The organism is uncultured Algibacter sp., assembly GCF_947495925.1.
Classification (GTDB): Bacteria; Bacteroidota; Bacteroidia; order Flavobacteriales; family Flavobacteriaceae; genus Algibacter_E.
This window is the reverse complement of the sequence record NZ_CANMAU010000007.1, coordinates 115,631-139,413: the sequence shown is the minus strand read 5'-3', so window position 1 is coordinate 139,413 and position 23,783 is coordinate 115,631. Positions and strand designations below refer to the sequence as shown.

At 34.0% G+C, this 23,783-nt stretch carries 21 protein-coding genes; 10 read left to right on the top strand and 11 right to left on the bottom strand.

From position 1 onward, the window contains the following. Nucleotides 1–3: 3 nt before the first annotated feature. Together Q0857_RS15205 and Q0857_RS15200 are read right to left on the bottom strand one after the other, a co-directional pair. The gene (locus Q0857_RS15205; protein WP_298537119.1) at nt 4–525 is read right to left on the bottom strand and encodes a DinB family protein; all 522 of its coding nucleotides are present in this window, start codon (nt 523–525) and stop codon (nt 4–6) included. Between the two features lie 2 nt (nt 526–527). Continuing rightward, entirely contained in the window at nt 528–2,300 is a 1,773-nt protein-coding gene (locus Q0857_RS15200; protein WP_298537116.1) for an ABC transporter ATP-binding protein, read from the bottom strand. Nucleotides 2,301–2,626: 326 nt separating this feature from the next. Between Q0857_RS15200 and Q0857_RS15195 the strand changes: the two genes are divergently transcribed. The 3 genes from Q0857_RS15195 to Q0857_RS15185 are packed head-to-tail and all read left to right on the top strand — an operon-like array spanning nt 2,627 to nt 5,855. Beyond that, nucleotides 2,627–3,241, top strand: coding sequence for a fumarylacetoacetate hydrolase family protein (locus Q0857_RS15195; RefSeq protein ID WP_298537114.1), 615 nt, complete (start codon nt 2,627–2,629; stop codon nt 3,239–3,241). Nucleotides 3,242–3,272: 31 nt separating this feature from the next. After that, nucleotides 3,273–5,189, top strand: coding sequence for a DUF294 nucleotidyltransferase-like domain-containing protein (locus Q0857_RS15190; RefSeq protein WP_298537111.1), 1,917 nt, complete (start codon nt 3,273–3,275; stop codon nt 5,187–5,189). Next, the gene (locus Q0857_RS15185; protein ID WP_298537108.1) at nt 5,190–5,855 is read left to right on the top strand and encodes a 3'-5' exonuclease; all 666 of its coding nucleotides are present in this window, start codon (nt 5,190–5,192) and stop codon (nt 5,853–5,855) included. 46 nt (nt 5,856–5,901) lie between these two features. Here the strand turns inward: Q0857_RS15185 and Q0857_RS15180 are convergent, their stop codons facing one another. The 8 genes from Q0857_RS15180 to Q0857_RS15145 all read right to left on the bottom strand — a co-directional run bounded on the left by Q0857_RS15180 (nt 5,902) and on the right by Q0857_RS15145 (nt 13,726). After that, nucleotides 5,902–6,027, bottom strand: coding sequence for a hypothetical protein (locus Q0857_RS15180; protein WP_298537105.1), 126 nt, complete (start codon nt 6,025–6,027; stop codon nt 5,902–5,904). A 50-nt stretch (nt 6,028–6,077) separates the two neighbouring features. Further along, entirely contained in the window at nt 6,078–6,650 is a 573-nt protein-coding gene (locus Q0857_RS15175) for a family 16 glycosylhydrolase (RefSeq protein ID WP_298537102.1), read from the bottom strand. Between the two features lie 23 nt (nt 6,651–6,673). Further along, on the bottom strand, nt 6,674–6,805 hold the full coding sequence (locus Q0857_RS15170; RefSeq protein ID WP_298537100.1) for a hypothetical protein: 132 nt from the start codon (nt 6,803–6,805) through the stop codon (nt 6,674–6,676). Nucleotides 6,806–6,877: 72 nt separating this feature from the next. Beyond that, a complete protein-coding gene (acs, locus tag Q0857_RS15165) occupies nt 6,878–8,785 on the bottom strand; it encodes an acetate--CoA ligase (protein WP_298537097.1) in 1,908 nt (635 codons plus the stop codon). A gap of 130 nt (nt 8,786–8,915) precedes the next feature. After that, on the bottom strand, nt 8,916–10,364 hold the full coding sequence (locus tag Q0857_RS15160; protein WP_298537094.1) for a sialate O-acetylesterase: 1,449 nt from the start codon (nt 10,362–10,364) through the stop codon (nt 8,916–8,918). 23 nt (nt 10,365–10,387) lie between these two features. Next, nucleotides 10,388–12,085: a sodium:solute symporter family protein gene (locus Q0857_RS15155; protein ID WP_298537619.1), complete on the bottom strand. Its 1,698-nt coding sequence runs from the start codon at nt 12,083–12,085 to the stop codon at nt 10,388–10,390. 16 nt (nt 12,086–12,101) lie between these two features. Then, nucleotides 12,102–12,356: a DUF4212 domain-containing protein gene (locus Q0857_RS15150; RefSeq protein ID WP_298537090.1), complete on the bottom strand. Its 255-nt coding sequence runs from the start codon at nt 12,354–12,356 to the stop codon at nt 12,102–12,104. Nucleotides 12,357–12,367: 11 nt separating this feature from the next. Continuing rightward, nucleotides 12,368–13,726 carry a sodium:alanine symporter family protein gene (locus Q0857_RS15145; RefSeq protein ID WP_298537086.1) on the bottom strand — a complete coding sequence of 453 codons (1,359 nt, stop codon included), beginning with the start codon at nt 13,724–13,726 and terminating at the stop codon, nt 12,368–12,370. Between the two features lie 89 nt (nt 13,727–13,815). Between Q0857_RS15145 and Q0857_RS15140 the strand changes: the two genes are divergently transcribed. The 7 genes from Q0857_RS15140 (at nt 13,816) to Q0857_RS15110 (ending at nt 22,435) form a co-directional block, all read left to right on the top strand. Then, a complete protein-coding gene (locus Q0857_RS15140; RefSeq protein ID WP_298537081.1) occupies nt 13,816–14,907 on the top strand; it encodes a heparan-alpha-glucosaminide N-acetyltransferase domain-containing protein in 1,092 nt (363 codons plus the stop codon). A 4-nt stretch (nt 14,908–14,911) separates the two neighbouring features. After that, complete coding sequence (locus Q0857_RS15135) at nt 14,912–15,274, top strand: RNA methyltransferase (RefSeq protein ID WP_298537078.1); 363 nt, start codon at nt 14,912–14,914, stop codon at nt 15,272–15,274. A gap of 40 nt (nt 15,275–15,314) precedes the next feature. After that, complete coding sequence (locus Q0857_RS15130; RefSeq protein WP_298537077.1) at nt 15,315–16,301, top strand: aldo/keto reductase; 987 nt, start codon at nt 15,315–15,317, stop codon at nt 16,299–16,301. A 294-nt stretch (nt 16,302–16,595) separates the two neighbouring features. Further along, a complete protein-coding gene (locus tag Q0857_RS15125; protein WP_298537072.1) occupies nt 16,596–18,962 on the top strand; it encodes a TonB-dependent receptor in 2,367 nt (788 codons plus the stop codon). 97 nt (nt 18,963–19,059) lie between these two features. Then, nucleotides 19,060–19,863 carry a carbonic anhydrase gene (locus tag Q0857_RS15120; protein WP_298537070.1) on the top strand — a complete coding sequence of 268 codons (804 nt, stop codon included), beginning with the start codon at nt 19,060–19,062 and terminating at the stop codon, nt 19,861–19,863. Between the two features lie 78 nt (nt 19,864–19,941). Next, the gene (locus Q0857_RS15115; RefSeq protein WP_298537067.1) at nt 19,942–20,562 is read left to right on the top strand and encodes a hypothetical protein; all 621 of its coding nucleotides are present in this window, start codon (nt 19,942–19,944) and stop codon (nt 20,560–20,562) included. Nucleotides 20,563–20,806: 244 nt separating this feature from the next. Next, complete coding sequence (locus Q0857_RS15110) at nt 20,807–22,435, top strand: CotH kinase family protein (protein ID WP_298537064.1); 1,629 nt, start codon at nt 20,807–20,809, stop codon at nt 22,433–22,435. Between the two features lie 546 nt (nt 22,436–22,981). On the opposite strand, the gene Q0857_RS15105 is transcribed toward Q0857_RS15110, so the two are convergent. Beyond that, complete coding sequence (locus tag Q0857_RS15105; protein ID WP_298537060.1) at nt 22,982–23,440, bottom strand: hypothetical protein; 459 nt, start codon at nt 23,438–23,440, stop codon at nt 22,982–22,984. Between the last annotated feature and the right edge of the window lie 343 nt (nt 23,441–23,783).

Genomic DNA, 23,783 nt, shown 5'->3' with positions numbered 1-23,783 from the left:
CGTTTAAACCAAATACCTCTCCTTTACTATATGCCTATGGTGTATTTCATGTCCCAAGGTCATAAAAGCAGCTGCTCTAGCAGAGAGCATAGTATTACTTGCGTTTCCCAAGTATTTTAAATTGGCCTCACTTAAGCTTTTTAAAAGTACTATGGAGTTTTGACGGACTACTTGATATTCCTCTAGCAAAGATTCAATGGATTTTGAATGGGCTCTCGAAGGTTCTATGTAGTCGTCTTGTTCGAAGCCTGTTAATTTTGTTTTGTCATGTCTAGCAATTCTAAAACATCGATATATAAAAATACGTTCCGTATCAATAATATGTTGAAGCACTTCTTTAATGCTCCATTTGCCTAATTCGTACCTGTACTCTAGTTTATCTATAGGAATCTGATTAAAAAACGAAATCAACTGTTCTCCTCCTATTTTAAAACCTTCTATCAAATCGATATCCTTTGGTACTTTGCTAATATAGGTTTCGTAAAACGCATGGTATTCTGATGTATTTAAGTCTGTAACAGTCATTATTATATTTTTGCTTGATAAGTATATAAATCATAATATCTACCTCCTTGGGTAATAAGATCGTCATGCGTACCACGTTCCACAATTTTACCAGATTCAATAACTAAAATTTGATCTGCCTTTCTAATGGTACTTAACCTATGGGCAATTACGATGGTCGTTCTATCTTTTACCAGCTCGCCCAAACTCTTCTGAATAAGAGCTTCACTTTCAGTATCTAAATTGGACGTTGCTTCATCTAAAATAATAATTTTAGGGTCTGCCAAAATAGCTCGTGCAATAGCCAGACGTTGCCGCTGACCACCAGATAATTTCACTCCTCGTTCTCCAATTAAAGTCTCTAAACCTTCATCAAACCGATCTGTAAACTCTGATACATATGCCGCTTTAACAGCGCTTTGCAATTCATCTTCCGTGGCATTAGGTCTTGGAAACATAATATTTTCTCTAATGGTTCCTTCAAACAAAAATTCATCTTGCAATACGACCCCCAAGTACTTTCGATAACTACTTAGTTTAACCTTTGATAAATCTTGATTATCGATAGTAACCCTACCCGATTTTGGATTTAAAAAAGTAGCAGATAAACCAGCTATAGTTGATTTTCCTGACCCTGAACTTCCAACCAATGCGGTAACAGAACCTGCAGGTGCTTTAAAATTTATATTATGAAGTACTTCTTTATCTTCTTCATATGAAAACGACACATTATCAAATTCAATATCACCATTCAACTTTTCTAACTGAATGGTTCGCTCCTTATTGTCTTCCTCTGCAGTCATATTCATAAGCTCTTCGGTTCTATCTAAACCTGCCAAAGCCTCGGTTAACTGGCTCCCAATATTGCTCATTTGAACAATTGGAGCAATCATAAAACCAAGTACCAGTGTGAAAAACAAAAAATCTCCGGAAGTCATTTCACTTTGAATCATATAGTAGCCACCAATGGCCATTATACCAGTAGTAGCAACTCCAATTAAAAACGTAGAAGAGCTTGTCATTAATGCTGTGGCAGTTAAACTCTTTTTTACATTTTGAAACAGTTTATCTACACCTTTCTCAAAAATATGATTTTCCTGCTCTTCAGCATTAAACGCTTTAATAACACGAACGCCCGCCAAAGTTTCAGTTAACCTTCCTTTCACCTCAGCGTTAATTTTGCCCCGTACTCTAAAAATGGGGCGAATATATTTGAATGCCCTTAGAGCTATATACCCGAAAACCGATAGCGGAACAAACACAAAAAGTGTCATCCATGGGTTTAGCTTGATAAGTATAATTAACGATACAATCGCGGTAAAAGTTCCACCAACCAATTGCACCAAACCTGTTCCAATAAGGTTCCTAACCCCTTCAACATCACTCATAATTCGAGACACTAAAGCACCAGACTTCGTATTATCAAAAAAACTAATAGGAAGCGACAACACCTTTTTCTGGACTTGAGCACGTAATTCACTAATTAAATACTGTGCTTGTACACTCAAAATTCGTGTTAAAGCAAACGAGGTAACAGCTTGTATTAAAATGGCTGTTAAAACAATTGCTATCAAATTATACAACTGCGATGTGTCTTTACTAGGTACAACCTCATCTAAAAGTACTTTACTTTGCCACGGTAAAATTAACCCAGCTAAACTCCGAATAACTATTAATACTAACCCCATAAACACCAAATTTCGCCTTGGCCAAATAATGGTTTTAAAGGCTTGCGTAATCGTTACTTTGGATTTGGTTTTGCCTTTCTTTTTTGAAGTTTCCTTTAAATGTTGCATGCACTATTTTTTGAATTTAGAAAGGTAATGTTTTTCATAAAAATTTATAGTCTTAAAAAACTATGAAATTGTTAATTGTAACATATAATAGTAACTGTAGTCACCTTATTTTTAACATTTAAAAGTTTCTATTACTAAAAAAGAAAAAAAAGTAGTAATTATAAAGCCTTTGACCATCCTATAACCTTTAAAAAAAAAAAACAGTTTAAAATACCAATGCAACAAAGAGTGGCAACATTAAAAATTATAAAAAAACACTTAAAGCATTTGCTTTATTCCTTACTTTTAGCATTCAAAAAAAATAACAATTCAAACAATATAAAGTAATGAAAATAATAGGTATTGGTAAAAATTATGTAAATGATAAAAGTGAAATTGAAGCCTTAAAAACAGGTCATCAACTCATATTTTTAAAAGCTGAAAGTACTTTAGTCACAGACAACAAGGATATCCCTTTTCCTGCAATTACTAATGAATTGGTTTATGAGGTAGAGTTAGTTGCTAAAATTGGTAAAACGGGTAAAAACATCTCGGAAAATGAGGCAACTTCTTATATAAGTGAAATTGGTATTGGTATTGATTACACTGCTAAAGATGTACTTACCAAAAGTAGAGAAACTAAAGGACCTTGGGCGTTAGCAAAAGGCTTTGATGGAGCTTCGCCTGTAGCAGGTTTTCAAGCTGTTTCTAATTTCCCTGATTTAAATAATATTAATTTTGATTTAGATATTAATGGCAAAAAAATTCAAGTGGGTAATACTTCTGATATGATTTACAATTTTAGTGAAATTATAGCTTTTGTTTCGAAATACATGACTTTAGAGCCTGGTGATTTGATTTTTACTGGAACTCCTGCAAGTGGTGCTGGATTAAATGTAAAGGGAGACCATTTGCAAGCCTCAGTAGAAGGCAAACTTCTGTTAGACTTTAAGCTTATTTAATAGCCGCAAATAGAACTCTTTTCTCCTGTTTATGAAAAACTCGATTGCAGAACGCGTGGGCGACTTTTTAAAGCGTTATCCGCCTTTTAGCTTGATTAAGCCTAAAAACTTGATAGTTATTGCTACGGAGGTTACAATTATCTATTTGGAAAAAGGAGACACCATTTTTAAAAAAGAAGAGGCAAGTCATAATTGCATTTATGTTGTAAGAGACGGTGCCATTGGTTTGCATTATGAAAAAGGCGAGGTACATGAAATTATGAATATTCATGATAAAGGTGATGTATTTGGATTACAACCTCTAATTTCAAACGACCCTTATCAATTGACAGCAACGGCAAATGAAGAATCGATTGTATACGCCATTCCTGTAGCGCCTTTTCAATCTGCCACTGACCATAGTGCAAAAATTCAAAAGTACCTAATTACAGCCTTTGCTTCAAATATTTATGCGCCATATACTTCTGAAGTTGCAGATAAAATTTTTGTTGATTATCTACCTAACCGGTCAGAGGATATTGTAAATTTTCAAACCGCCAATTACACTAAAAATCCAATAACATGCGGAGAGCGGTCTACTTTAAAAACCGCAGCAAAAAAAATGTGCACCCATAAAATTGGGTGTATTATTGTTGTTGATTCGGATAATAAGCCTGTTGGAATTATTACAAATAGTGATATAAAAAACAAAATTGCTACCGGTTTATTTCCAATAGAAACTTCTGTTAAAAACATCATGTCTTCACCTGTAATTACAGGAAAAAAAGGGCTAACCGTTGCCGATGGTCAATTACAAATGATTAAAAACAATATTGGGCATTTATGCATTACTAAAGATGGTACGGTTAACTCCAAGTTAGTTGGTGTTCTTACGCATCATGATGTTCTAGCTACCTTAGGAAATAGTCCGACGGTAATTTTAAAAGAAATTAAACGTGCAAAGCGCACTAAAAAATTACGAGGTGCACGCTTAAAAGCAAACAGTTTATTAAAACGATATTTGGAACAAAACATTCCCATTTCTCATATAATAAATGTGGTTTCGCAAATAAACGATGCTGTTAGCATAAGAGCTATTGATTTGGCTATAAATAAAATGCCATCGCCCCCACCAGTTTCTTTTTCTTGGTTAGCTCTAGGTAGTCAAGGGCGAAAAGAGCAGTTATTATTTACAGATCAAGATAATGCTCTTGTTTTTGACAATGTTCCTGAAAATCAATATGAAGACACTCAAAAGTACTTTTTAGAACTAGCAAGACTAGTTACAAAAACATTAAACAAAATAGGCTTTGAATATTGCGAAGCTGATATGATGGCCAGTAACCCAGAATGGTGCAAATCTTTATCTGAGTGGCAAAACCAATTTAAAGATTGGATTTTAAAACCTGACGAAAAAGCCGTACTATTATCTTCTATATTTTTTGATTACAGCTTTGTTTATGGGAACAGGGAGCTTATTAACAAATTAACGGATACTATATATAAAACATTAGGAGAAACGACATTATTTTATAAATTTTTAGGAAGTGATGCCATAAAAAGCCCTTCTCCTCTTGGCTTTTTCAGACAGTTTTTAATAGAACAAGATGGCGAACACAAGGAGCTTTTTAATATAAAAAGTCGAGCTATTATGCCGCTAGTAGACGCTGCAAGGTTACTTATTTTAAGTAAACAAATCAGAGATGTAAACAATACCTCTGAGCGTTTTGAAAAATTAGCACACCTAGAACCTCAGAACAGAGAACTTTATGAATCCTGCTCTTACGCTTTTAAAGCCCTAACAAAATTTAAAACTAAGCAAGGTTTATTAAACAACAACTCCGGAAAACTGATTAATTTGGAAACCTTAATGAAAGAAGAAAAGCTTAAATTAAGACGCTGTTTTAAACCTATACAAGAGATTCAAGAAGTCCTTAAAATTAGGTTTGACCTAAAAAACTTCATGTAAATGGTTTTTAAGTGGTTCAATAGAAGTAAAAAAGACTATCCTGATTTCTGGATAGACTACCTTGAGCATTTTGAAAACTTTTACAAAACACCTATTCATGAAACGCGATTTGTCGCTTTCGATACTGAAACAACAGGCTTTGATAGAAAAAAAGATCGCGTACTCTCCGTTGGAGCTGTTGCGTTTACAGGAAAGTCAATACCTGTTAATAAAAGTTTAGAGTTATATTTAGAACAAGATGTTTTTAATCCAGAAACGGTTGAAATACATGAATTAATAAAAAGTAGTCCGGTAGAACGGATTTCTGAATTAGAAGCCATCAAAATATTTTTAGATTATATTAAAAGTTCTGTTTTAATAGCACATCATGCCAATTTTGATAGAACCATGATAAATGAAATATTATCTCGACACGGGCTTGGTCATCTTAAAAACAGATTCATTGATACGGGTACACTATTTAATAAATCAAAACATATTATCTATAAAGAAAATTTAAAGAAACACTATTCTTTAGATGATTTATGTCTTGAGCTTAATGTTCCGAAAGTAGATAGACATACCGCCAGTGGAGATGCACTTATTACCGCTATCGTATTCTTGAAAACACTTTCGCGTTTAGACAAACGAAAAAATCTAAAATGGAGTTATTTATTGCGAACATAATGTTAGCAACAAATAACACCATAAAAAAACAACCATGCTTAAAACGTTATCTTAATTCCCATGTTCTTACCCAATCATAGTAAGTTGTTCTATCTTTCTCTGTACCCGTCATGCCTCCATCAACTGGTACAGGGTTCCAGTCATAAGTTTCAACAATCATTCTTAAGTACATGGGTAAATCAAAATCTTCTTTTGGAGTAACCGTATATACCTTTTCACCATCTAAGTAAAATTCAATTCCCGTTGGACTTTTCCACCAATATGTGCATTATTACCTGCAGAGCCTTCCCCAATTTCGGCACAATCTGCCTGTCTACTATGCGTATTTGAATGTATTGTTGAATCAAATTTCTGAGTTCCAGTTACTTGACCAACACATTCCTGAATATCCAATTCTGTAACTCTTCTATCACAACCACTTCCCTCATTCCTATTATTTATTAACCAAAATGTAGACAACATAAATGTTTTATTCGCTTTCATTCTACATTCAGAATAATACCCTACTTGAGCTGCATTTTTAGAATAAATATTAGATCCTGCATGTGTAAATGTATTGCCCTTAACTATTTCAGGTGTATCTAATTCATAAGCAGTAAGCTGTAAATTACCATTATCCATAGATACTGTATTTGCCTTAAAAATTCCAGGTGCTCTACCTATCCATCTGTTAGGGTCTGTATTTGTCCATTTTGTTTCGTTAAGGCTAGTGCCATCGAACTCATCTGACAAACCATCAACCTTACTCCATGTTTTACCATCTGGTGTAGGATTAACATTAATAAAATATGGCATGGATTAAGAAGGCACATCTTGAGTTAAAACCACATCAAAACTACAGGAAAAGCTTCTCCTGAAGCTAGACCAGCTATCTGCTTAGTTACAGCCCCAGGAATATTATTTGTACCCACAAGTGTAACATAAGTAATTTCTTTACTGCTTGAAAACACATCAACATTTTCTGTAACATATGATATTGATTAGCACAACATTTGATTACAAAAAAAAGAAACACTGGACTCTTAAAGGACATTATCCATAATATCTTGAACGACTTCTGGGTTTAAAAGAGTACTTGTATCCCCTAGGTTATTGGTATCTTTATGTGCAATTTTGCGCAAAATACGTCTCATAATTTTTCCCGATCGAGTTTTGGGCAATCCGTTTGTGAACTGAATTTTATCAAGTTTAGCTATTGGTCCAATATGCTCCGTTATAATTTGATTGATTTCTTTACGTAAATTATTCTGATCCCTGCTTTCACCTGTATCTTTTAAAGTTACATAACCATATAAAGCACTCCCTTTAACATCATGCGGAAAACCTACAATTGCAGATTCTGCCACCGCTGGATGTTCATTCACCGCATCTTCTATAGGGGCCGTTCCAAGGTTATGCCCCGAAACTATAATAACATCATCTACTCTACCCGTAATCCTATAATAGCCCACTTCATCCCGTAAAGCTCCATCTCCAGTGAAATATTTGTTTTCATAGGCGGAGAAATACGTGTCTTTATATCGTTCATGATTTCCCCAAATGGTTCTTGCCATACTAGGCCAAGGAAATTTTATACATAGTCGTCCCTCTACCTGATTCCCTTTAAGTTCTTTACCTTTCTCATCCATTAGAGCAGGTTGAATTCCAATAAAGGGCAATGTGGCGTATGTAGGTTTAGTTGGTGTTACAAATGGAATTGGTGTTATCATTATACCACCTGTTTCGGTTTGCCACCAAGTATCTACAATGGGACTTTTCTTTTTTCCAATATTGTCGTTATACCAATGCCATGCCTCTTCATTTATTGGTTCGCCTACAGAACCTAATACTTTTAGTGATGATAAGTCGTATTTTTCAACAAGCTCTACACCTTGTTTTGCGAGTGCTCTAATAGCTGTAGGGGCGGTATAAAACTGATTTACTTTATGTTTTTCAACAATCTCCCAAAACCGACCAAAATCTGGATAACTAGGAACACCTTCAAACATTATTGATGTTGCTCCATTTGCTAGAGGACCATAAACAATATAACTATGCCCCGTAATCCATCCTATATCTGCAGTACACCAATACACGTCATCTTCTCTATATTGAAATACATTTTTAAACGTATAAGCTGTGTGTACCATATATCCTGCGGTAGTGTGTACCATACCTTTTGGCATGCCTGTTGAACCTGAAGTATATAAAATGAATAAAGGGTCTTCGGCATTCATTATTTCCGGAACGCAGTCATTATAAGCCTCGTCCAGTAAAGGTTGTACCCATTTATCGCGACCAGACTCCATTTGAATATCTAAATTGATTCGGTTAACAACTAAAACTGTTTTAACACAAGGGCAATCCCTTAAAGCTTCATCAACAATACCCTTTAAATCAATTGTTTTCGCACCACGATAAGACCCATCACTGGTAATTACCATTTTACAATCGCTATCATTAATTCGCGTTGACAATGCCGTTGACGAAAATCCAGCAAAAACCACAGAATGAACAGCTCCAATTCTAGCGCAAGCCAAAACCGAAATAGCAAGTTCTGGAATCATGGGCAAATAAATACATATACGATCTCCCTTTTTTACACCTTCCGATTTTAAAACATTTGCAAATTTACAGACACGTTGATGCAATTGCTTATATGTAATATGCTCTGCCTCCTCACTAGGACTATTGGGTTCAAAAAGAATAGCCGTTTTATTTCCGCGTGTAGATAGATGTCTGTCAATACAATTTTCTGTAATATTTAACTGTGCCCCTTCAAACCATTTAACTTCTGGTTTTGAAAAATCCCAACTTAAAACATTATCCCATTTTTTTTGCCAAGAAAAATGTTCTTCGGCTATTTCTTCCCAAAAATTTTCAGGTTCTCTAACCGATTTTCTATAAACTTGATAATATTCTTCTAGGTGTTTTATATGATAGTTACTCATAGTTTTAGTTTAAAATCTTGGTAATAAGGTTTAGTTTTTATGTGCGTTCTAAAATAATGAAATATTTAAAAAGGGTTAAACTTTTTCTCTTAACAACATAAAACGATCTACAAAACAAACAAAAAACCCTCTAATGGGTGGCATCACTCCAGTTATCCGTTCTAAATGATGATGCTGGTAAAAGATTTGCATCAAATAGTGTTCCTACTATCCAGTTCCGCCATGCATACCTTACCGCAACTGGTTTTACAACCTTTGCGCTTTTCACAAAAACATGATTACCCCTATTCGTGATTTTTGCTTCTGCGGGATAAAAAACCTTATCTGCACCAGCTATTTCGAAACCTTCTAACTTATCAAAAGTATAAAGTCCATTTTCTGCATTTTTAAAGGATAAAACTAAACCTGAATCCTTATGCTCTATAGACTCATATATAGGTGATGCGTAATCTAAAGTTTTATATCCATAGGTCTGATTTAAAGCGTTAAACAAGAGTCTTTCTGCAACTTCTTTCTTCTTTGGAGGGTGAACAGATTTATCCTCTCCTATATCCATTGTGATTGCAATACCTGAATTTGAAATTAATTCTAAACATGCCAATTGTGCTTCTCTAATAAAGGCCGAATTGTCTGTGCTTTGGAACGCTTTTTTATTGCCATAATTGAAAGGGGCTATCTGTACATAGTAAAATGGAAAATCACCGATACCCCATCTATTTCTCCAATCCTTTACCATAGCCGGAAATAACTTTTTATAATAATCTGGTTCTTTAAGATTCGATTCACCTTGATACCATAACACCCCTTTAATAGTATATGAGATTAAAGGGCTAATCATTGCATTAAATAATACGGTGGGCGTTCTTTGCGGGCTTTTCTTAAGATCAACTTTTTCTAAATTAACCTCTTGATACTTACTTAGCACTTCATCACTTATCCAAGCTTGAACGGTACTACCTCCCCAAGAAGTTACTATTAATCCAACTGGAACATCCAATATTTCTTGCAATTGTTTCCCATAATAATAGGCGACAGCACTAAAATCTGGAACACTTTCTGGAGACGCTTCTATCCAACCCGAATATTTTTCAATATCCATTAAGGGTACTTTTGAGGGCACTCTATCAACATTAAACAATCGTAAATTAGAATTAGCAGACTTGGCTATCGCCATTAAAGAACCATAAGAAGGTTGTCCTGAATATCCTTTCACAGGTTGTTGCATGTTCGATTGTCCAGAACACAACCAAACTTCTCCAAACAGTATATTTTTCAATTCAATTTTAGAGTTTTCTCCTTTTATTAAAATATTTTGAGCTTTTTTACTATTCGTCGTTTTCGTTTCAACTAACCAATTACCTCCTGAATCAGCTTTTAGCAAAAGAACGTCTTTAGACCATGAAACTGTAATACTTATTGCTTCGTTAGGGTCTGCCCAACCCCATAATTTCACAGTCGTATCTCGTTGCAATACCATATTTGACGATACTACTGCTGGTAGTTTAATTTCAGCATATATACACTGAATTGTAGCTGTTAAAAATAAAACGACAAGGCTAAATACGCTTCTGTTTCTCATTTTTTGAAATGCAAATAAATTAATTAATGTGTCGCTTCTTCGGCTCCACTTGGAATTCTTATATTCTCAACTATATCTTGAACTTCATCTGGTGGTACTGGTGTAAGTTTCATAACGACTACGGATACTAAGAAATTAAGAATCATAGCTATAGAACCAAACCCTTCCGGAGATATCCCAAACCACCATTCATTTTGATGAGGTACTACCTCATCAAACCAACCCAATTTATACTTAATCATATATAACAACATTGACGTAATACCTACAACCATTCCCGCAATAGCACCTTCTTTATTCATACGTTTATAAAAAATGCCAAGAATAATGGCAGGGAAAAACGACGCTGCGGCCAAACCAAATGCTAAAGCGACCACAGCAGCAACAAATCCAGGAGGGTTAATTCCAAAATACCCCGCAACACAAACAGCTCCGACAGCTGACAAACGCGCTGCAATCAACTCCCCTTTTTCAGAAATTTTTGGGTTAATTATTTTTTTAATTAAATCGTGAGAAACAGAAGCTGAAATCACCAATAACAAACCTGCCGCAGTAGATAATGCTGCAGCTAAACCTCCTGCAGCTACCAAAGCAATGACCCAATCTGGTAAACTAGCAATCTCAGGGTTTGCCAAAACCATAATATCTCTATCAACAACCAATTCATTCTTGCTTTTATCTGCGACATATTGAATAACACCATCTTCATTCTTATCAGTAAACCCAATTAAACCTGTAGTTTCCCATTTTTTGAACCATTCCGGAACGGCATCATAGGGTTGATTGGAAACTGTTTCTATCATATTAGTTCTAGCAAAAACAGCTACTGCTGGTGCTGTAGAGTACAATAACACAATTAGTAATAAGGCTATTCCTGCAGATTTTCGGGCATCTTTTACTCGTTTTACTGTAAAGAATCTTACGATCACATGAGGAAGTCCTGCCGTACCCACCATTAATGCTAAAGTAATAGCAAACACATCAATCATAGATTTTGAGCCTTCCGTATACTCTGCAAATCCTAACTCGGTACTTAATCCATCTAGCTTATCTAGTAAATAGACCCCAGAACCGTCTGCTAATTCACCTCCAAAACCCAATTGTGGAATTGGATTTCCTGTCATTTGAATGGATATAAAAATAGCAGGAACCATAAAAGCAAAAATGAGCACACAATACTGTGCTACTTGTGTATATGTTATGCCTTTCATCCCCCCTAATACAGCATAAAATAAAACGATTAACATTCCAATGATGACACCCGAGTTTATATTAACCTCTAAGAACCTTGAAAATACAATGCCAACACCTCGCATTTGACCTGCCACATAGGTAAACGACACAAGTAATGCGCAAAAAACAGCCACAATTCTAGCTGTTTTTGAATAATACCGATCTCCTATAAAATCTGGAACCGTAAATTTTCCAAACTTTCGTAAATATGGAGCTAACAATAAAGCTAATAATACATAACCACCGGTCCAACCCATTAAATAAACGGCGCCATCATAGCCTGCAAATGAAATAATACCGGCCATCGATATAAAAGAAGCGGCACTCATCCAATCTGCTGCAGTAGCCATGCCATTAGCTAAAGGAGAAACACCTCCTCCAGCCACATAAAACTCTTTCGTAGACCCAGCTCTGGACCAAATAGCTATACCTATATACAAAGCAAAAGTAATGCCCACCAAAATGTAAGTCCAGTTTTGAACACCTATACCTTCAACAAACAAACTATACATCATAACCATGTTTTTTATCGAGTTTATTCATTAAACGTACATACACGAATATGAGCACAACAAATACATACATAGACCCCTGTTGTGCGAACCAAAAGCCTAATTTAAAGCCACCTATTTTAAAATTATTTAAAGTATCTTTGAATAAAATCCCTGCACCAAAGGATACCAGAAACCAAATTGCTAAAAGCAGCAGAACGTATCTTATATTTTCCTTCCAATAGGTCTTGGCATTACTTTTTTTCATAATATTTTGGTTTAGTTTAGTCTATTTATATACACTTTTATTTCCTGAATCACTTTTGGTGCTAAAATAATAGTTGATAGCATGGTTGGTATAGCCATTAAAGCAAATACACCATCAATCAAATTAAGCATCATGCTAAATGGTGTGGTAGCAGCCAAAATAATACTTAGTATATAAATATAGTTATAATAGTGTTTTTTATCCGCCCCTATTAAAAACGACAAACATTTTCCGCCATAATAGGCATAAGTAAACAAAGATGAGATGCTAAAAATGAGCACACAAACCATAAGCAAATAACTTCCATATTTAGGCATTGCATGACTAAAAGCAGCCGCAGTTAAGCTCACCCCATTATCTGATGTCGATTCCCAAACGCCCGTTACTAAAATAGCCAAAGCTGTTAGAGTACAAACAATAAGTGTATCAATAACGGGTCCCAACATAGCCACTAAGCCTTCTCTTACTGGCTCATGGGTTTTAGCTGCCCCGTGTGCCATGGGTGCAGTACCAATACCGGCTTCATTTGAAAAAGCGCCACGACGAACCCCTAAAAGAATTAGCGCTCCTAAAACACCTCCCATAAAATCATCTCCACTATAAAAGCTTGCAGAAAAGGCATCGGTAAAAATCATTATAAAATATTTCGGTACAGCCTCATAATTACTAATCAAAATAAACAACACCAGAGCAAAATAAAGCAACACCATCGTGGGAACCATTTTAGATGCTGCGTCACTAATACGCTTTAGTCCTCCTAGAATTATAACCGAAGTTACAGCCACAAGTATTAGTCCTAATATTAAATTACTTTTAAACCCTACCTCTACGCCATTAGGAATTAGAATAATGTCATTTATTGCCTGTATAAGCTGATTAACATTCACTACGGGCAAAGCGCCTATCATACCAACTAAACAAAACATAATTGCCAAAGGTCTCCAGGATGTCCCTAAACCTTCTCGAATAAAATACATGGGGCCACCTTGCAATTCGCCTGCACTATCTTTTCCTCTGTACATAATGGCTAATGTAGATGTAAAAAACTTGGTTGACATCCCAACAAGAGCACTCACCCACATCCAAAACATAGCTCCAGGGCCACCAACAGAAATAGCAACGGCGACGCCTGCTATATTCCCCATTCCAATGGTTGACGACAATGCTGTTGTTAAAGCTTTAAAATGAGATATTTGCCCGGGATCATTAGGATCATCGTATGTTCCTTTAAGTACTTGAATAGCATGTCCTAAAAATCGAAATGGTGAAAATTTAGATAAAATTAAAAGATAGAAACCACCTCCAATAAGCAAAACGACAAGGGGAAATCCCCAAGCATAATTTGAAAATGATTTAATAAATTCAGCCATTTAAACTCTTATGATTTCATAAATATATCACTTTACAAACATTCTCTTTAATTTAATTAAAAGTATATTTATAGCTACCAAACTAAACTATGCAGCAATCTAATCGCTTATACTTTATCGATGCCGTTAGAGCATTTGCTATTTTAATGATGCTACAAGGGCATTTCATAGATACTCTTTTAGCTCCATCATATAGAGATAACACCAACACCATCTATAATTTATGGTCTTATTTTAGAGGTATAACTGCTCCCGTATTTTTCACTATATCTGGACTCGTGTTTACTTATTTACTATTGCGAGCTTTTGCAAAAGGCGATGATAAGGGAAGAATAAAAAAGGGGGTATTTAGAGGGCTCTTACTGATTGGAATCGGCTATAGTTTACGCATTAATATTTTTGGATGGTTAACGGGGTATTTTAACCCATATTTTTTAGTTATTGATGTTTTACAATGCATTGGGTTGTCTCTTATTTTTCTGGTAGGCCTACATGTTGTTTTAAAAAGGCATAGTTATATTTTTTCAATTCTACTTTTTATAATAGGTTGTGTTTGCTTTGTAACCGAACCTTTATATAGAACAATAACATTAGAGCATGTTCCTCTGGTTATTGCAAATTATATGACTAAAAGTAATGGTTCTGTCTTTACCATCCTACCGTGGTTTGGTTACTCTGCTTTTGGTGCTTTTATATCCACAGTGTTTTTCAGGCACGTCCATAAAAACCGGTTTAAACCTATTACAGTTATTACATTTTTTGCAGTTGGTAGTTTTTTAATTTATTGTTCTTCATGGTTATTAATTGAGCTATCCACACTGATAGGTATTGAATTATTGCAGCAAAGTGCAGATTATAATTACTTATTTACTAGACTTGGTAATGTGCTTATACTATTTGGACTATTTTATGCCTTAGAGCGTTATCTAAAACGGTCAATCATAGGACGTATTGGAGAAAAAACCTTGTCCATTTACGTGATTCATTTTATATTGCTCTATGGAAGTTTTACTGGTTATGGATTAAAGCGTTTCCTAAACAAATCCTTAGAACCTTATGAGGCCATTGTTGGAGCGCTTCTATTTATGATAGTTGCTTGTTTTATTTCGTTCCATTATGCTAAAACCAATACTTTTATATATAATTTAATTAGAAAACTAATCGACAAAATTAAAAACTAGTTTTATGGCCTACGATGAATATTTAGCAGATAGAATCCGCCGTCAACTACATGAAAAGAAAATATTTTATAGCGAATTAAAAATGATGGGAGGTTTGTGTTTTAAGGTTGATAATAAAATGCTTTGTGGTATTCATATTGATAAAAAATATGGCGACAGTTTACTCATGGCTCGTATTGGTGAAACCGTCTACCTCTCTGAGCTAGAAAAACCCGAATGCCTCCCAATGGATTTTACAGGACGCCCAATGAAAGGGTATATTTTTGTAACACCAGATGGTTTTGATTCTGAAAAAGATCTTTCTTATTGGTTAGATCTGTGCATCGCTTTTAACCCTTTGGCCAAAGCAAGTAAAAAGAAAAAATAATGATGTAGTTTATTAAGCTACAGGAAAAAAATAATTAAAAATGAATTACAGACAATTAGGAAACCATGGATTTGAAGTAAGTGAGATAGGATTGGGCTGCTGGCAATTGGGAGCAGATTGGGGTAAAAACCTATCTAAGGATGAAAGCTTCAATATTTTAAACGAAGCCATTAAAAATGGAGTTACATTTTTTGATACAGCGGATGTTTATGGAGATGGAAAAAGTGAGTCATTAATAGGTGATTTTATAAAACAACATAGCACGCCTATAAAAATAGCTACTAAGTTTGGGAGAAATGGAAACGTTTACCCAGATAAATATTCTAAAGATAAATTAAGGCAATCTATTGAAGGTTCATTGCAGCGTCTTGGGGTTGATAGCATAGATTTATTGCAGTTACATTGTGTTCCTTTTGATATTTTGAAACAAGGCGATATTTTTGAATGGCTGCGCGAAATGCAACAAGAAGGTCTTATAAACCATTTTGGTGCTAGCATAGAAACGGTGGAAGAAGGTTTATTCTGCATAGAGCAAGAAGGAATAACATCCTTACAAGTCATATTTAATATTTTTAGGCAAAAGTTGGTAAAAGAATTATTACCTCAAGCTGAAGATAAAGGTGTTGGCATTGTTGTAAGATTACCTTTAGCAAGTGGTTTACTTTCTGGAAAGTTTTCAAAAAACACCACGTTTGCAGAGAATGATCATAGAAATTATAACAAAAATGGAGAACTCTTTAATGTTGGAGAAACCTTCGCTGGTGTACCCTTTGAAAAAGGCATTGACATAGTAAATACTATAGAAAACAACATGCTCCCTAACAATTTAGCTATGGTTCAATTTGCATTACGTTGGATTTTAGATCACAAAGCAGTAAGCACTATTATTCCAGGTGCAAGCTCTCCAAAACAAGTCATTTCTAATACTCAAGCCTCTAAACTAAGCAAACTAACTAAAGAAATACATCATGATTTATCGAAGCTTTATTACGATGAGATTCACAAAAATGTTCGTGGAGCTTATTAATTTTTAACATATTATAACTTCCAAATTATTTTAGTTTGAGGGCTACATTAACTTAGTTAATAAAAAGCAATAATTTTATATTTAGAGACCGTCCAATGAAAGGCTATATTTTTATAACTCCCGAAGGTTTTGACACCGAAAAAGTCCTATCCTACTGGCTAGATTTGTGCACAGCATTTAACCCTTTAACTAAGGCCAGTAGAAAGAAAAATTAAGAATACTTTAATAAATAGCGTAAATAGGTCAGGCTTAATTTTACTTAATTTTACGGAGTTCGATTAATCAGAATCCTATATGCGTCAACCATTACTATTTATTATAATACTTTTCAATATAAACTATGTTTCTTCTCAGAATCAAGACATTGAAATTAAAGGAAAGGTTATAGAAAATAACAACAACTTAGCTATCGAATACGCCACTATATCCATCCTAAATTCGGATTCTAAAGAACCTATCACAGGAACGATAAGTAATGAGGACGGTTCTTTTTCAATTAGTACAAATGCATCTAATTTCTATATTGATGTTAGTTTTATTGGATTTAAAACAAGATCTTTTAAAGATTTCAAAATAATTAATAATACGGTTGATTTAAAAACTATTATTCTTAATGAAGATAATGAAGCACTGGATGAAGTTGTCATTCGGGCAGAAAAATCTCAACTTGAATTTAAGCTAGACAAACGCGTGTTTAATGTAGGGGCTGATTTAAGTTCTACAGGTGCTAGTGCTTATGAAGTATTAAATAATGTACCATCAGTTAATGTTAATATAGAAGGTGAAATAAGCTTGAGAGGCAGCCAAGGTGTTCAAATATTGATTAATGGGAAACCTTCTATTCTAGCCAATGCTGATGGAAATGCATTAGGTACAATAACGGCTGATATGATTGAAAAAATTGAGGTCATTACAAATCCTTCAGCCAAATATGATGCCGAAGGTTCAACAGGAATTATAAATATCATAATAAAAAAGTCTGAAAAAAAAGGCTTAAATGGTTCAGCAACTTTAAATGTTGGCTCACCCAATAGTAATAGTTTTGGTTTAAGTTTAAATAAGCGCACAGAAAAGTTTAATTTATTTAGCCAAATGGGATTTGGCATACGGACCTACCCATCAGAATCGGAGTATATCAATAAAGATTTAGTAAATAATATTACCATAAGAAGTACGGGAGAGGGTGAGTTTGATGAAAAATTTGGAAACCTACTCATTGGTACTGATTATCATTTAAACGATAATAATATTATAACACTTTCAGCAGCTATAGCTTATGAAGTTGAAGATCAAAATGCACTGGCTTATTTCAATCAAAGTGATGCGTCTAACACCATAACAGATCGCTGGACAAGAATCGAGGTTACCGAGGCTACTAATCCTAAGTTGCGTTATGAACTACAATACAAGAAAGATTTCAAAAGACATAAAGAGCAAAGTTTATTGTTTAGTGCCTTGGGGAGTTCCTTCAGTAAAGATCAGTCTTCGTCTTTTCAGAACATGACAACTTTTGGAGATATTGAAGATTTTCAACAAAAAACGCGAACAGACTATTCCTTAGAAGACTATACTTTCAAATTAGATTATGTTCATCCATTTTTAGACAAATATACCTTAGAAACAGGATCTCAATATGTATTAAATGGCGTTACTAATGATTTTGCGGTAAGTGAGTTTGAAAATGGCGAATGGGTAAACAATCCGAATTTGACGAATATTTTTGACTTAGATCAGAATGTTCTGGCCCTGTATTCTACAGTCGCTTTTGAAGGTGAAAAATGGGGTATAAAATTAGGACTGAGAGCTGAAAACACCGATTTAAAAACCCTCTTGGAGAATACCAATGAAATAAATAAAAAAAATTACACAGATTTTTTCCCGAGCGGACATACCTCTTATAAAGTAAGTGACAAATTTTCTTTGCAAGCCGGCTACTCTAGAAGAATAAGAAGACCTAGATTAAGAGAACTAAATCCATTTTCAAACATTCGAAATAACTATAGTATTTCTACCGGTAACCCCAATTTACAACCTGAATATACAGATTCATTTGAAATCACTAGTATTCATAAATTTGGCAAGGCCTCTTTAAATTGGAGTTTATACAACCGTTACACCGTTGATGTTATTGAGCGTATCACTTATTTTGAAGACAACATTAGTGTCTCTAGGCCTGAAAATGTTGGAAGTAATACCACTACGGGTATTGAGTTAAATGGAAAATATTCTCCCCTAAATTGGTTCTCAATAAATGGTGATTTTAATTTGAATTACTTTAATAGGGATGGTGATTTTGAAATGACTTCCTTTGATTTTAAAGGTAATAGATGGTCTACTAGAATAACTTCAAAATTTAAACTACCTGCTGAGTTTGATTTAGAAGTGTCAGGCGACTACAGGTCAAAATACCTTACCGTACAAGGTGAAGTTGACGATATTTATTTTGCAGATCTTGGCTTGAGAAAAAAAGTATTCAAAGGAAAAATCATTCTAAACATGAGTGTACGCGATGTCTTTGCGTCTCGAGTTTCTGAAAATACAACCATACAACCAGATTTTTTTGTTTATAATAGGCGCCAACGCGGGCGATTCGTTTCTTTTGGTGTAAGCTACGGTTTTGGCAAAGGTGAAGCCATGGAGTTTTCTGGTAGAAGACGATAAATTAGTCTATTGCAATTAAAAAGCTGACAAAAGTAAGCTTTTTAATACTTTAGTCTATTTAAATTTGTCCCTACAAACCATAAGAAGCCGAGGTATCATGACAATGAAAACTATGCTATTGCCTAGTATTTTACTTATATTATTGAGCGCTTGTATTCAGGCACCTAATTCTCAAAAAAAAAACATTGAAAAAACTGAAATACATGCTACAGATGAAAAGCATTGGGGCTATTCTGGAGAAACATCTCCACGGCATTGGGCTGAAATAGAAAAAAACTCGGACTGCGATGGCGAACTACAATCGCCTATCAACATCATACATAGAAGTGCCGATTCTATTAAGATTAGTAATAAATTCGAAATGTTTTACACACCAAATACATTTCTAAGTGAGGTTCAAAACGATGGCCATTCCATAAAGTTTGCATTTAAATCTATAGATTCTATACGTTATAAAAAGGATATTTATTATTTAAAACAAATACATTTTCATGAGCCTGCAGAGCATAAAATTAATGGTCTTATATATCCTATTGAAATGCACTTAGTACACCAAAGTAAAAGTGGAGAATACACTGTTTTAGGTATTTTGGGTGAAGAAGGCGCTGAAAGTGATTTATTCGAATTTTTTCAAAGCTTCTTACCTCTTGAAAATGGCGAAGTCAAAGATATTGACGAACAAATTGACTTATCATATTTAAAATTAGACAAGAAAAGCTACTATACTTATAAAGGGTCTTTAACGACGCCACCCTGCACGGAAAGTGTGGACTGGGTAGTCTTTAAAGAACCTTTCATCCTATCTGTTGAAGAGGTATTAACTTTAAAAAGTAACATGCCTGTAAATAACTATAGAAACGAACAACCACTTAACGGTCGTATAGTAAAATACAACTATTAAAACATTATCCTTTCTTACAATTATATATGTTTACAAACCAGGTTTAATTATTTCTCTTTTATAACCTAAACTAAATTTATGAGAATATTTTGCACAGTATTACTTGCTCTTTTTACAATTATGCTAACCTGTTGTGCTTCTGGCTACAAATTGATTGAGCCAAAATCTATTAACTTTATTTCTTCCTCAGAGGTTGATAGTATTAAGTTGGAATATAAATACGACCTATTAGATAAAAAGTACGAAAAAAAGGAAATAAAAAAGGGGGTTAAATTGGTTGCTATTAAAGTCACCAACAATTCAGAAAACGACATTGTTTTTGGTCGAGATGTCAAACTAACCTATGCTAACGGATCTGAAATATACGTTATGGAAAACGAAAAAGTCTTTAAGATCTTAAAACAAAGTCCGGCTACTTACCTGTTCTATTTACTACTAACTCCAGTTAACTTTTATACCCATGAAACAAATGCATATGGAGTAACAGAAACCACAAGCTCTACACCTATTGGATTAGTTTTAGGGCCTGCCTTAGCCGGTGGAAATATGATAGCTGCAGGTTCAGCTAACAAAAAATTTCAGTCGGAGCTATTTGATTACAATATTCATGGCGCAACGATTAAAAAAGGCGAAACCAAACACGGATTAATTGGTATTCTTACAGATGCTTTTGAATCACTCAAACTAAAAGTAGACTAATAAACAATCAAATTACTCTTTTACTCAATTCGCATTATGCAATAGCAACCGAAATAGGCTGTTCATTCCTATAATTCAAACAATTAAACTTTATTACAACGGCATTATAAGAAGCTTCCACAGCATAAAATCGAACACTTTGTCGGTGATTTTTTACATTTACCAAGTTTCAATAACATAAATAAAGGTTCTAGGAAATATTAACTACATTAGGTACTTATTTTCTTAAACATTTTATTGAGACATGATTAAACACATCTTTTTAGGCTTATTTGTATTAGTATCTTTTAAGGTTATTTCTCAAACTCCAGATATAGTTTTAGAAGAGTCTAATCTTCCTATATTTATAATAGATACTGAAAATAATGCGCCTGTGGTTGATGAACCAAAAATAAACGCGAATTTATCAATTATAGATAATGGTACAAGCGTTGATAATAAAGTAACAGATCCTGCAACTGTTTATAATGGACATATTGGTATCGAAATTAGAGGAAATTTTTCTGCTACATTACCTCAAAAACCTTATGGATTTGAAACTAGAGATGAACTGGGTGAAAACCTAAATATTCCTTTATTTCATATGCCCAAAGAAAACGATTGGATTCTTTTAGCCAATTATAACGATAAGGTTATGATGAGAAATTCTTTAACCTTTCATTTATCTAGAGAAATGGGGCATTATGCGCCTCGAACCAAACATTGTGAAGTGATTCTTAATGGAAGTTATGATGGCATCTATATTCTCACTGAAAAGATAAAACAGGATAAAAATCGTGTTAATGTATCAAACCTAAAACCTGATGAGAATTCTGGTGATGATTTAACTGGTGGCTACATATTTAAAGTTGACTATTTTGAACAAGATGGAAGTGATAGTTGGTTAGGAGATTTCTCTCCAGAAAATGTTCCTTTTAACGATGTGCGTTATGTATATCACGACCCTAAGGCTAAAGACATTTCTTCAACTCAAAAGGAGTACATAAAAGACTACATATCGGGTTTTGAGACCGTTTTATTTGGTGATAACTTTACTGACGAAAACATGGGGTATCGCGCCTACATTGATGTACTCTCTTTTATAGACTATTTAATCATATCCGAACTCTCAAGAAATCCCGATGCTTATAAAAAAAGTAAATATTATCACAAAGATAAAGACAGTAAAGGAGGTTTGATTATCTCTGGTCCCGTTTGGGATTACGACTGGGGCTATAAGAATATTAACGGAGGTGGTACTGATGGCAGTGGATTTGCCCATACCACATTCGCTTGGATGACCCCAACACCTAATGGTTGGATAGAACGTTTAATGAAGGATCCGTGGTTTGTAAACCAATTAGGAAATAGGTATGCGGCACTAAGAGCTACCATAATGAGTAATACCAGTATCGATAGTTTTATAGATCGTGAGCACCAATTATTGGATCAAGCTCAGGAAAGACACTATCAACGATGGCCTATACTAGGTATAAATGTAGGGACACCAGAAGGTAACGAACCACAACCAAGCACCTACGCAGGCGTGGTTAATAAATTCAAAAACTGGATAAATGTTCGATTGGAATGGTTAGATGAGAATATGCCAGAAGGGACTTTGGATGTAGAAGATATATCTAAAAATACAAACCATTCAGTTATAAGGGTATTTCCTAATCCTGTAAAACAAGAAGGTTATCTGTACATAGAATCTAACTACAAGCCAAACCAGTTAAGTATTATTAATAGTTTAGGAGTTGTTGTAAAGCGTTTTACAAAAGGTTTATCCTTATCCAATCGCATAGATGTTTCTCAATTATCTGCTGGCACATACTTTTTAAAAGCTGCACTTTCGAATAACACAACGCTATCTCATAAGATTATTATTAAATAGTATTTACTTTTAAAAACGAGAACCATTTATAAAACTAACCGATTTACCTGAGTCGTAAATCTGTTCAGTTTCAATACTATCTGATTCACATAGAAATCCGGACACTTCACTTCTTTTCTTCTAAAATCAAGTGCATCCCGATGTATATTTGAATATAAATAAAAACACATAGTCCGTGTTAATAGTTTTAAAAGAGATGCTTAACTCTTAAAAATAAGGATTTAATAATACATTTTACATATGGTTAGTTTGGTTAGTTGAAAACCGCTCAGTACTCTCAAAAGACTGAGCGGTTTTTTTTATTAACATCTCAAGTCTAATTTTAAAGGATCTAACTAGTCTTAAAAAATATTTTTAAAATAAATGTGACTTTCTAAAAAACTTGGTGTCTAAAACATAAGAGATTAAATCGTTATACATAAAATTTAGTTTGGTTAGTAAAAATCGCTCGGTTCCCCCAAAGGCTGAGCGGTTTTATTTTTAGATAATATTAAAAAAGCCCTTCAAATTTGAAGGGCTTTTTTAATATTGAAATTATAGTCTTATTTATGACTCAATTAATGGAATTTCCAATGCCAATTTTGCATTTACTAAGTCATCAATTTTATTTATAGCTTGAAGAAATTTTGCTGCCTCAGTAGCAGGAATAACTTTCTTCATTTTTTTATAATATTTCTGCAATAACTTCGAATCCTCCTTTTTAAAAGCAAAAAACCTAGTTACTAATTCATCTGCTTTTTCATCCGTCATCTTGTCAAAGTTATTAGCATAATCTTTAATTATAGCAATTCTTTTGTCTTTAACAAAATAACTAAGTGCTTCATACTCATCATACAAGGCCCAAAAGTCAGCACTCTGAGCATCGTTCAATTCCATAACATCAGCAATGGCTTCTTTTGTATCTGTTTCTAAAACAGCACGTACCATTTCTATATATTCATTTGATTGTGCAAAGTTGGTCATCCCTACAAAAAGGAAAGCAATAAGTAAAAGTGATTTTTTCATTATTATGGATTTAAATTAATTTTGATAAATATACTAAGTAAAGACAAAAAAAAGAATAAAACACCTACAAATATTTTAGTTTAATGTTAGGCTATTTCACTCATCTTTTAGGTCGTTTCAGCTCAATTAGCTTGATTAAGAAAACCTAACTGAAGTATATTTGAATAGAAATAAAAACAAGTCATTAGTTTATATATAACGTTTCGAGGATCTTAACTCGTAAAATACAAGATAATAGTAAGTTTTTCATATGGTTAGTTTGGTTAGTTTGAAGCCGATCCGTCATCTCTAAATACGGAGCGGCTTTTTTTTGAATATGCACACTAACATACTTCCTTATATT

Bases quoted from the DNA above. Each gene is read 5' to 3' on its own strand.
- Q0857_RS15150 (WP_298537090.1), bottom strand. From the start codon at position 12,356: ATGAAAAAAAGTAATGCCAAGACCTATTGGAAGGAAAATATAAGATAC.
- Q0857_RS15130 (WP_298537077.1), top strand. From the start codon at position 15,315: ATGAATTACAGACAATTAGGAAACCATGGATTTGAAGTAAGTGAGATA.
- Q0857_RS15105 (WP_298537060.1), bottom strand. From the start codon at position 23,440: ATGAAAAAATCACTTTTACTTATTGCTTTCCTTTTTGTAGGGATGACC.
- Q0857_RS15180 (WP_298537105.1), bottom strand. From the start codon at position 6,027: ATGTACTTAAGAATGATTGTTGAAACTTATGACTGGAACCCTGTACCA.
- Q0857_RS15135 (WP_298537078.1), top strand. From the start codon at position 14,912: ATGGCCTACGATGAATATTTAGCAGATAGAATCCGCCGTCAACTACAT.
- Q0857_RS15160 (WP_298537094.1), bottom strand. From the start codon at position 10,364: ATGAGAAACAGAAGCGTATTTAGCCTTGTCGTTTTATTTTTAACAGCT.
- Q0857_RS15120 (WP_298537070.1), top strand. From the start codon at position 19,060: ATGACAATGAAAACTATGCTATTGCCTAGTATTTTACTTATATTATTG.
- Q0857_RS15195 (WP_298537114.1), top strand. From the start codon at position 2,627: ATGAAAATAATAGGTATTGGTAAAAATTATGTAAATGATAAAAGTGAA.
- Q0857_RS15115 (WP_298537067.1), top strand. From the start codon at position 19,942: ATGAGAATATTTTGCACAGTATTACTTGCTCTTTTTACAATTATGCTA.
- Q0857_RS15110 (WP_298537064.1), top strand. From the start codon at position 20,807: ATGATTAAACACATCTTTTTAGGCTTATTTGTATTAGTATCTTTTAAG.
- Q0857_RS15185 (WP_298537108.1), top strand. From the start codon at position 5,190: ATGGTTTTTAAGTGGTTCAATAGAAGTAAAAAAGACTATCCTGATTTC.
- Q0857_RS15175 (WP_298537102.1), bottom strand. From the start codon at position 6,650: ATGCCATATTTTATTAATGTTAATCCTACACCAGATGGTAAAACATGG.
- Q0857_RS15200 (WP_298537116.1), bottom strand. From the start codon at position 2,300: ATGCAACATTTAAAGGAAACTTCAAAAAAGAAAGGCAAAACCAAATCC.
- Q0857_RS15140 (WP_298537081.1), top strand. From the start codon at position 13,816: ATGCAGCAATCTAATCGCTTATACTTTATCGATGCCGTTAGAGCATTT.
- Q0857_RS15190 (WP_298537111.1), top strand. From the start codon at position 3,273: ATGAAAAACTCGATTGCAGAACGCGTGGGCGACTTTTTAAAGCGTTAT.
- Q0857_RS15205 (WP_298537119.1), bottom strand. From the start codon at position 525: ATGACTGTTACAGACTTAAATACATCAGAATACCATGCGTTTTACGAA.
- Q0857_RS15125 (WP_298537072.1), top strand. From the start codon at position 16,596: ATGCGTCAACCATTACTATTTATTATAATACTTTTCAATATAAACTAT.
- Q0857_RS15145 (WP_298537086.1), bottom strand. From the start codon at position 13,726: ATGGCTGAATTTATTAAATCATTTTCAAATTATGCTTGGGGATTTCCC.
- acs (WP_298537097.1), bottom strand. From the start codon at position 8,785: ATGAGTAACTATCATATAAAACACCTAGAAGAATATTATCAAGTTTAT.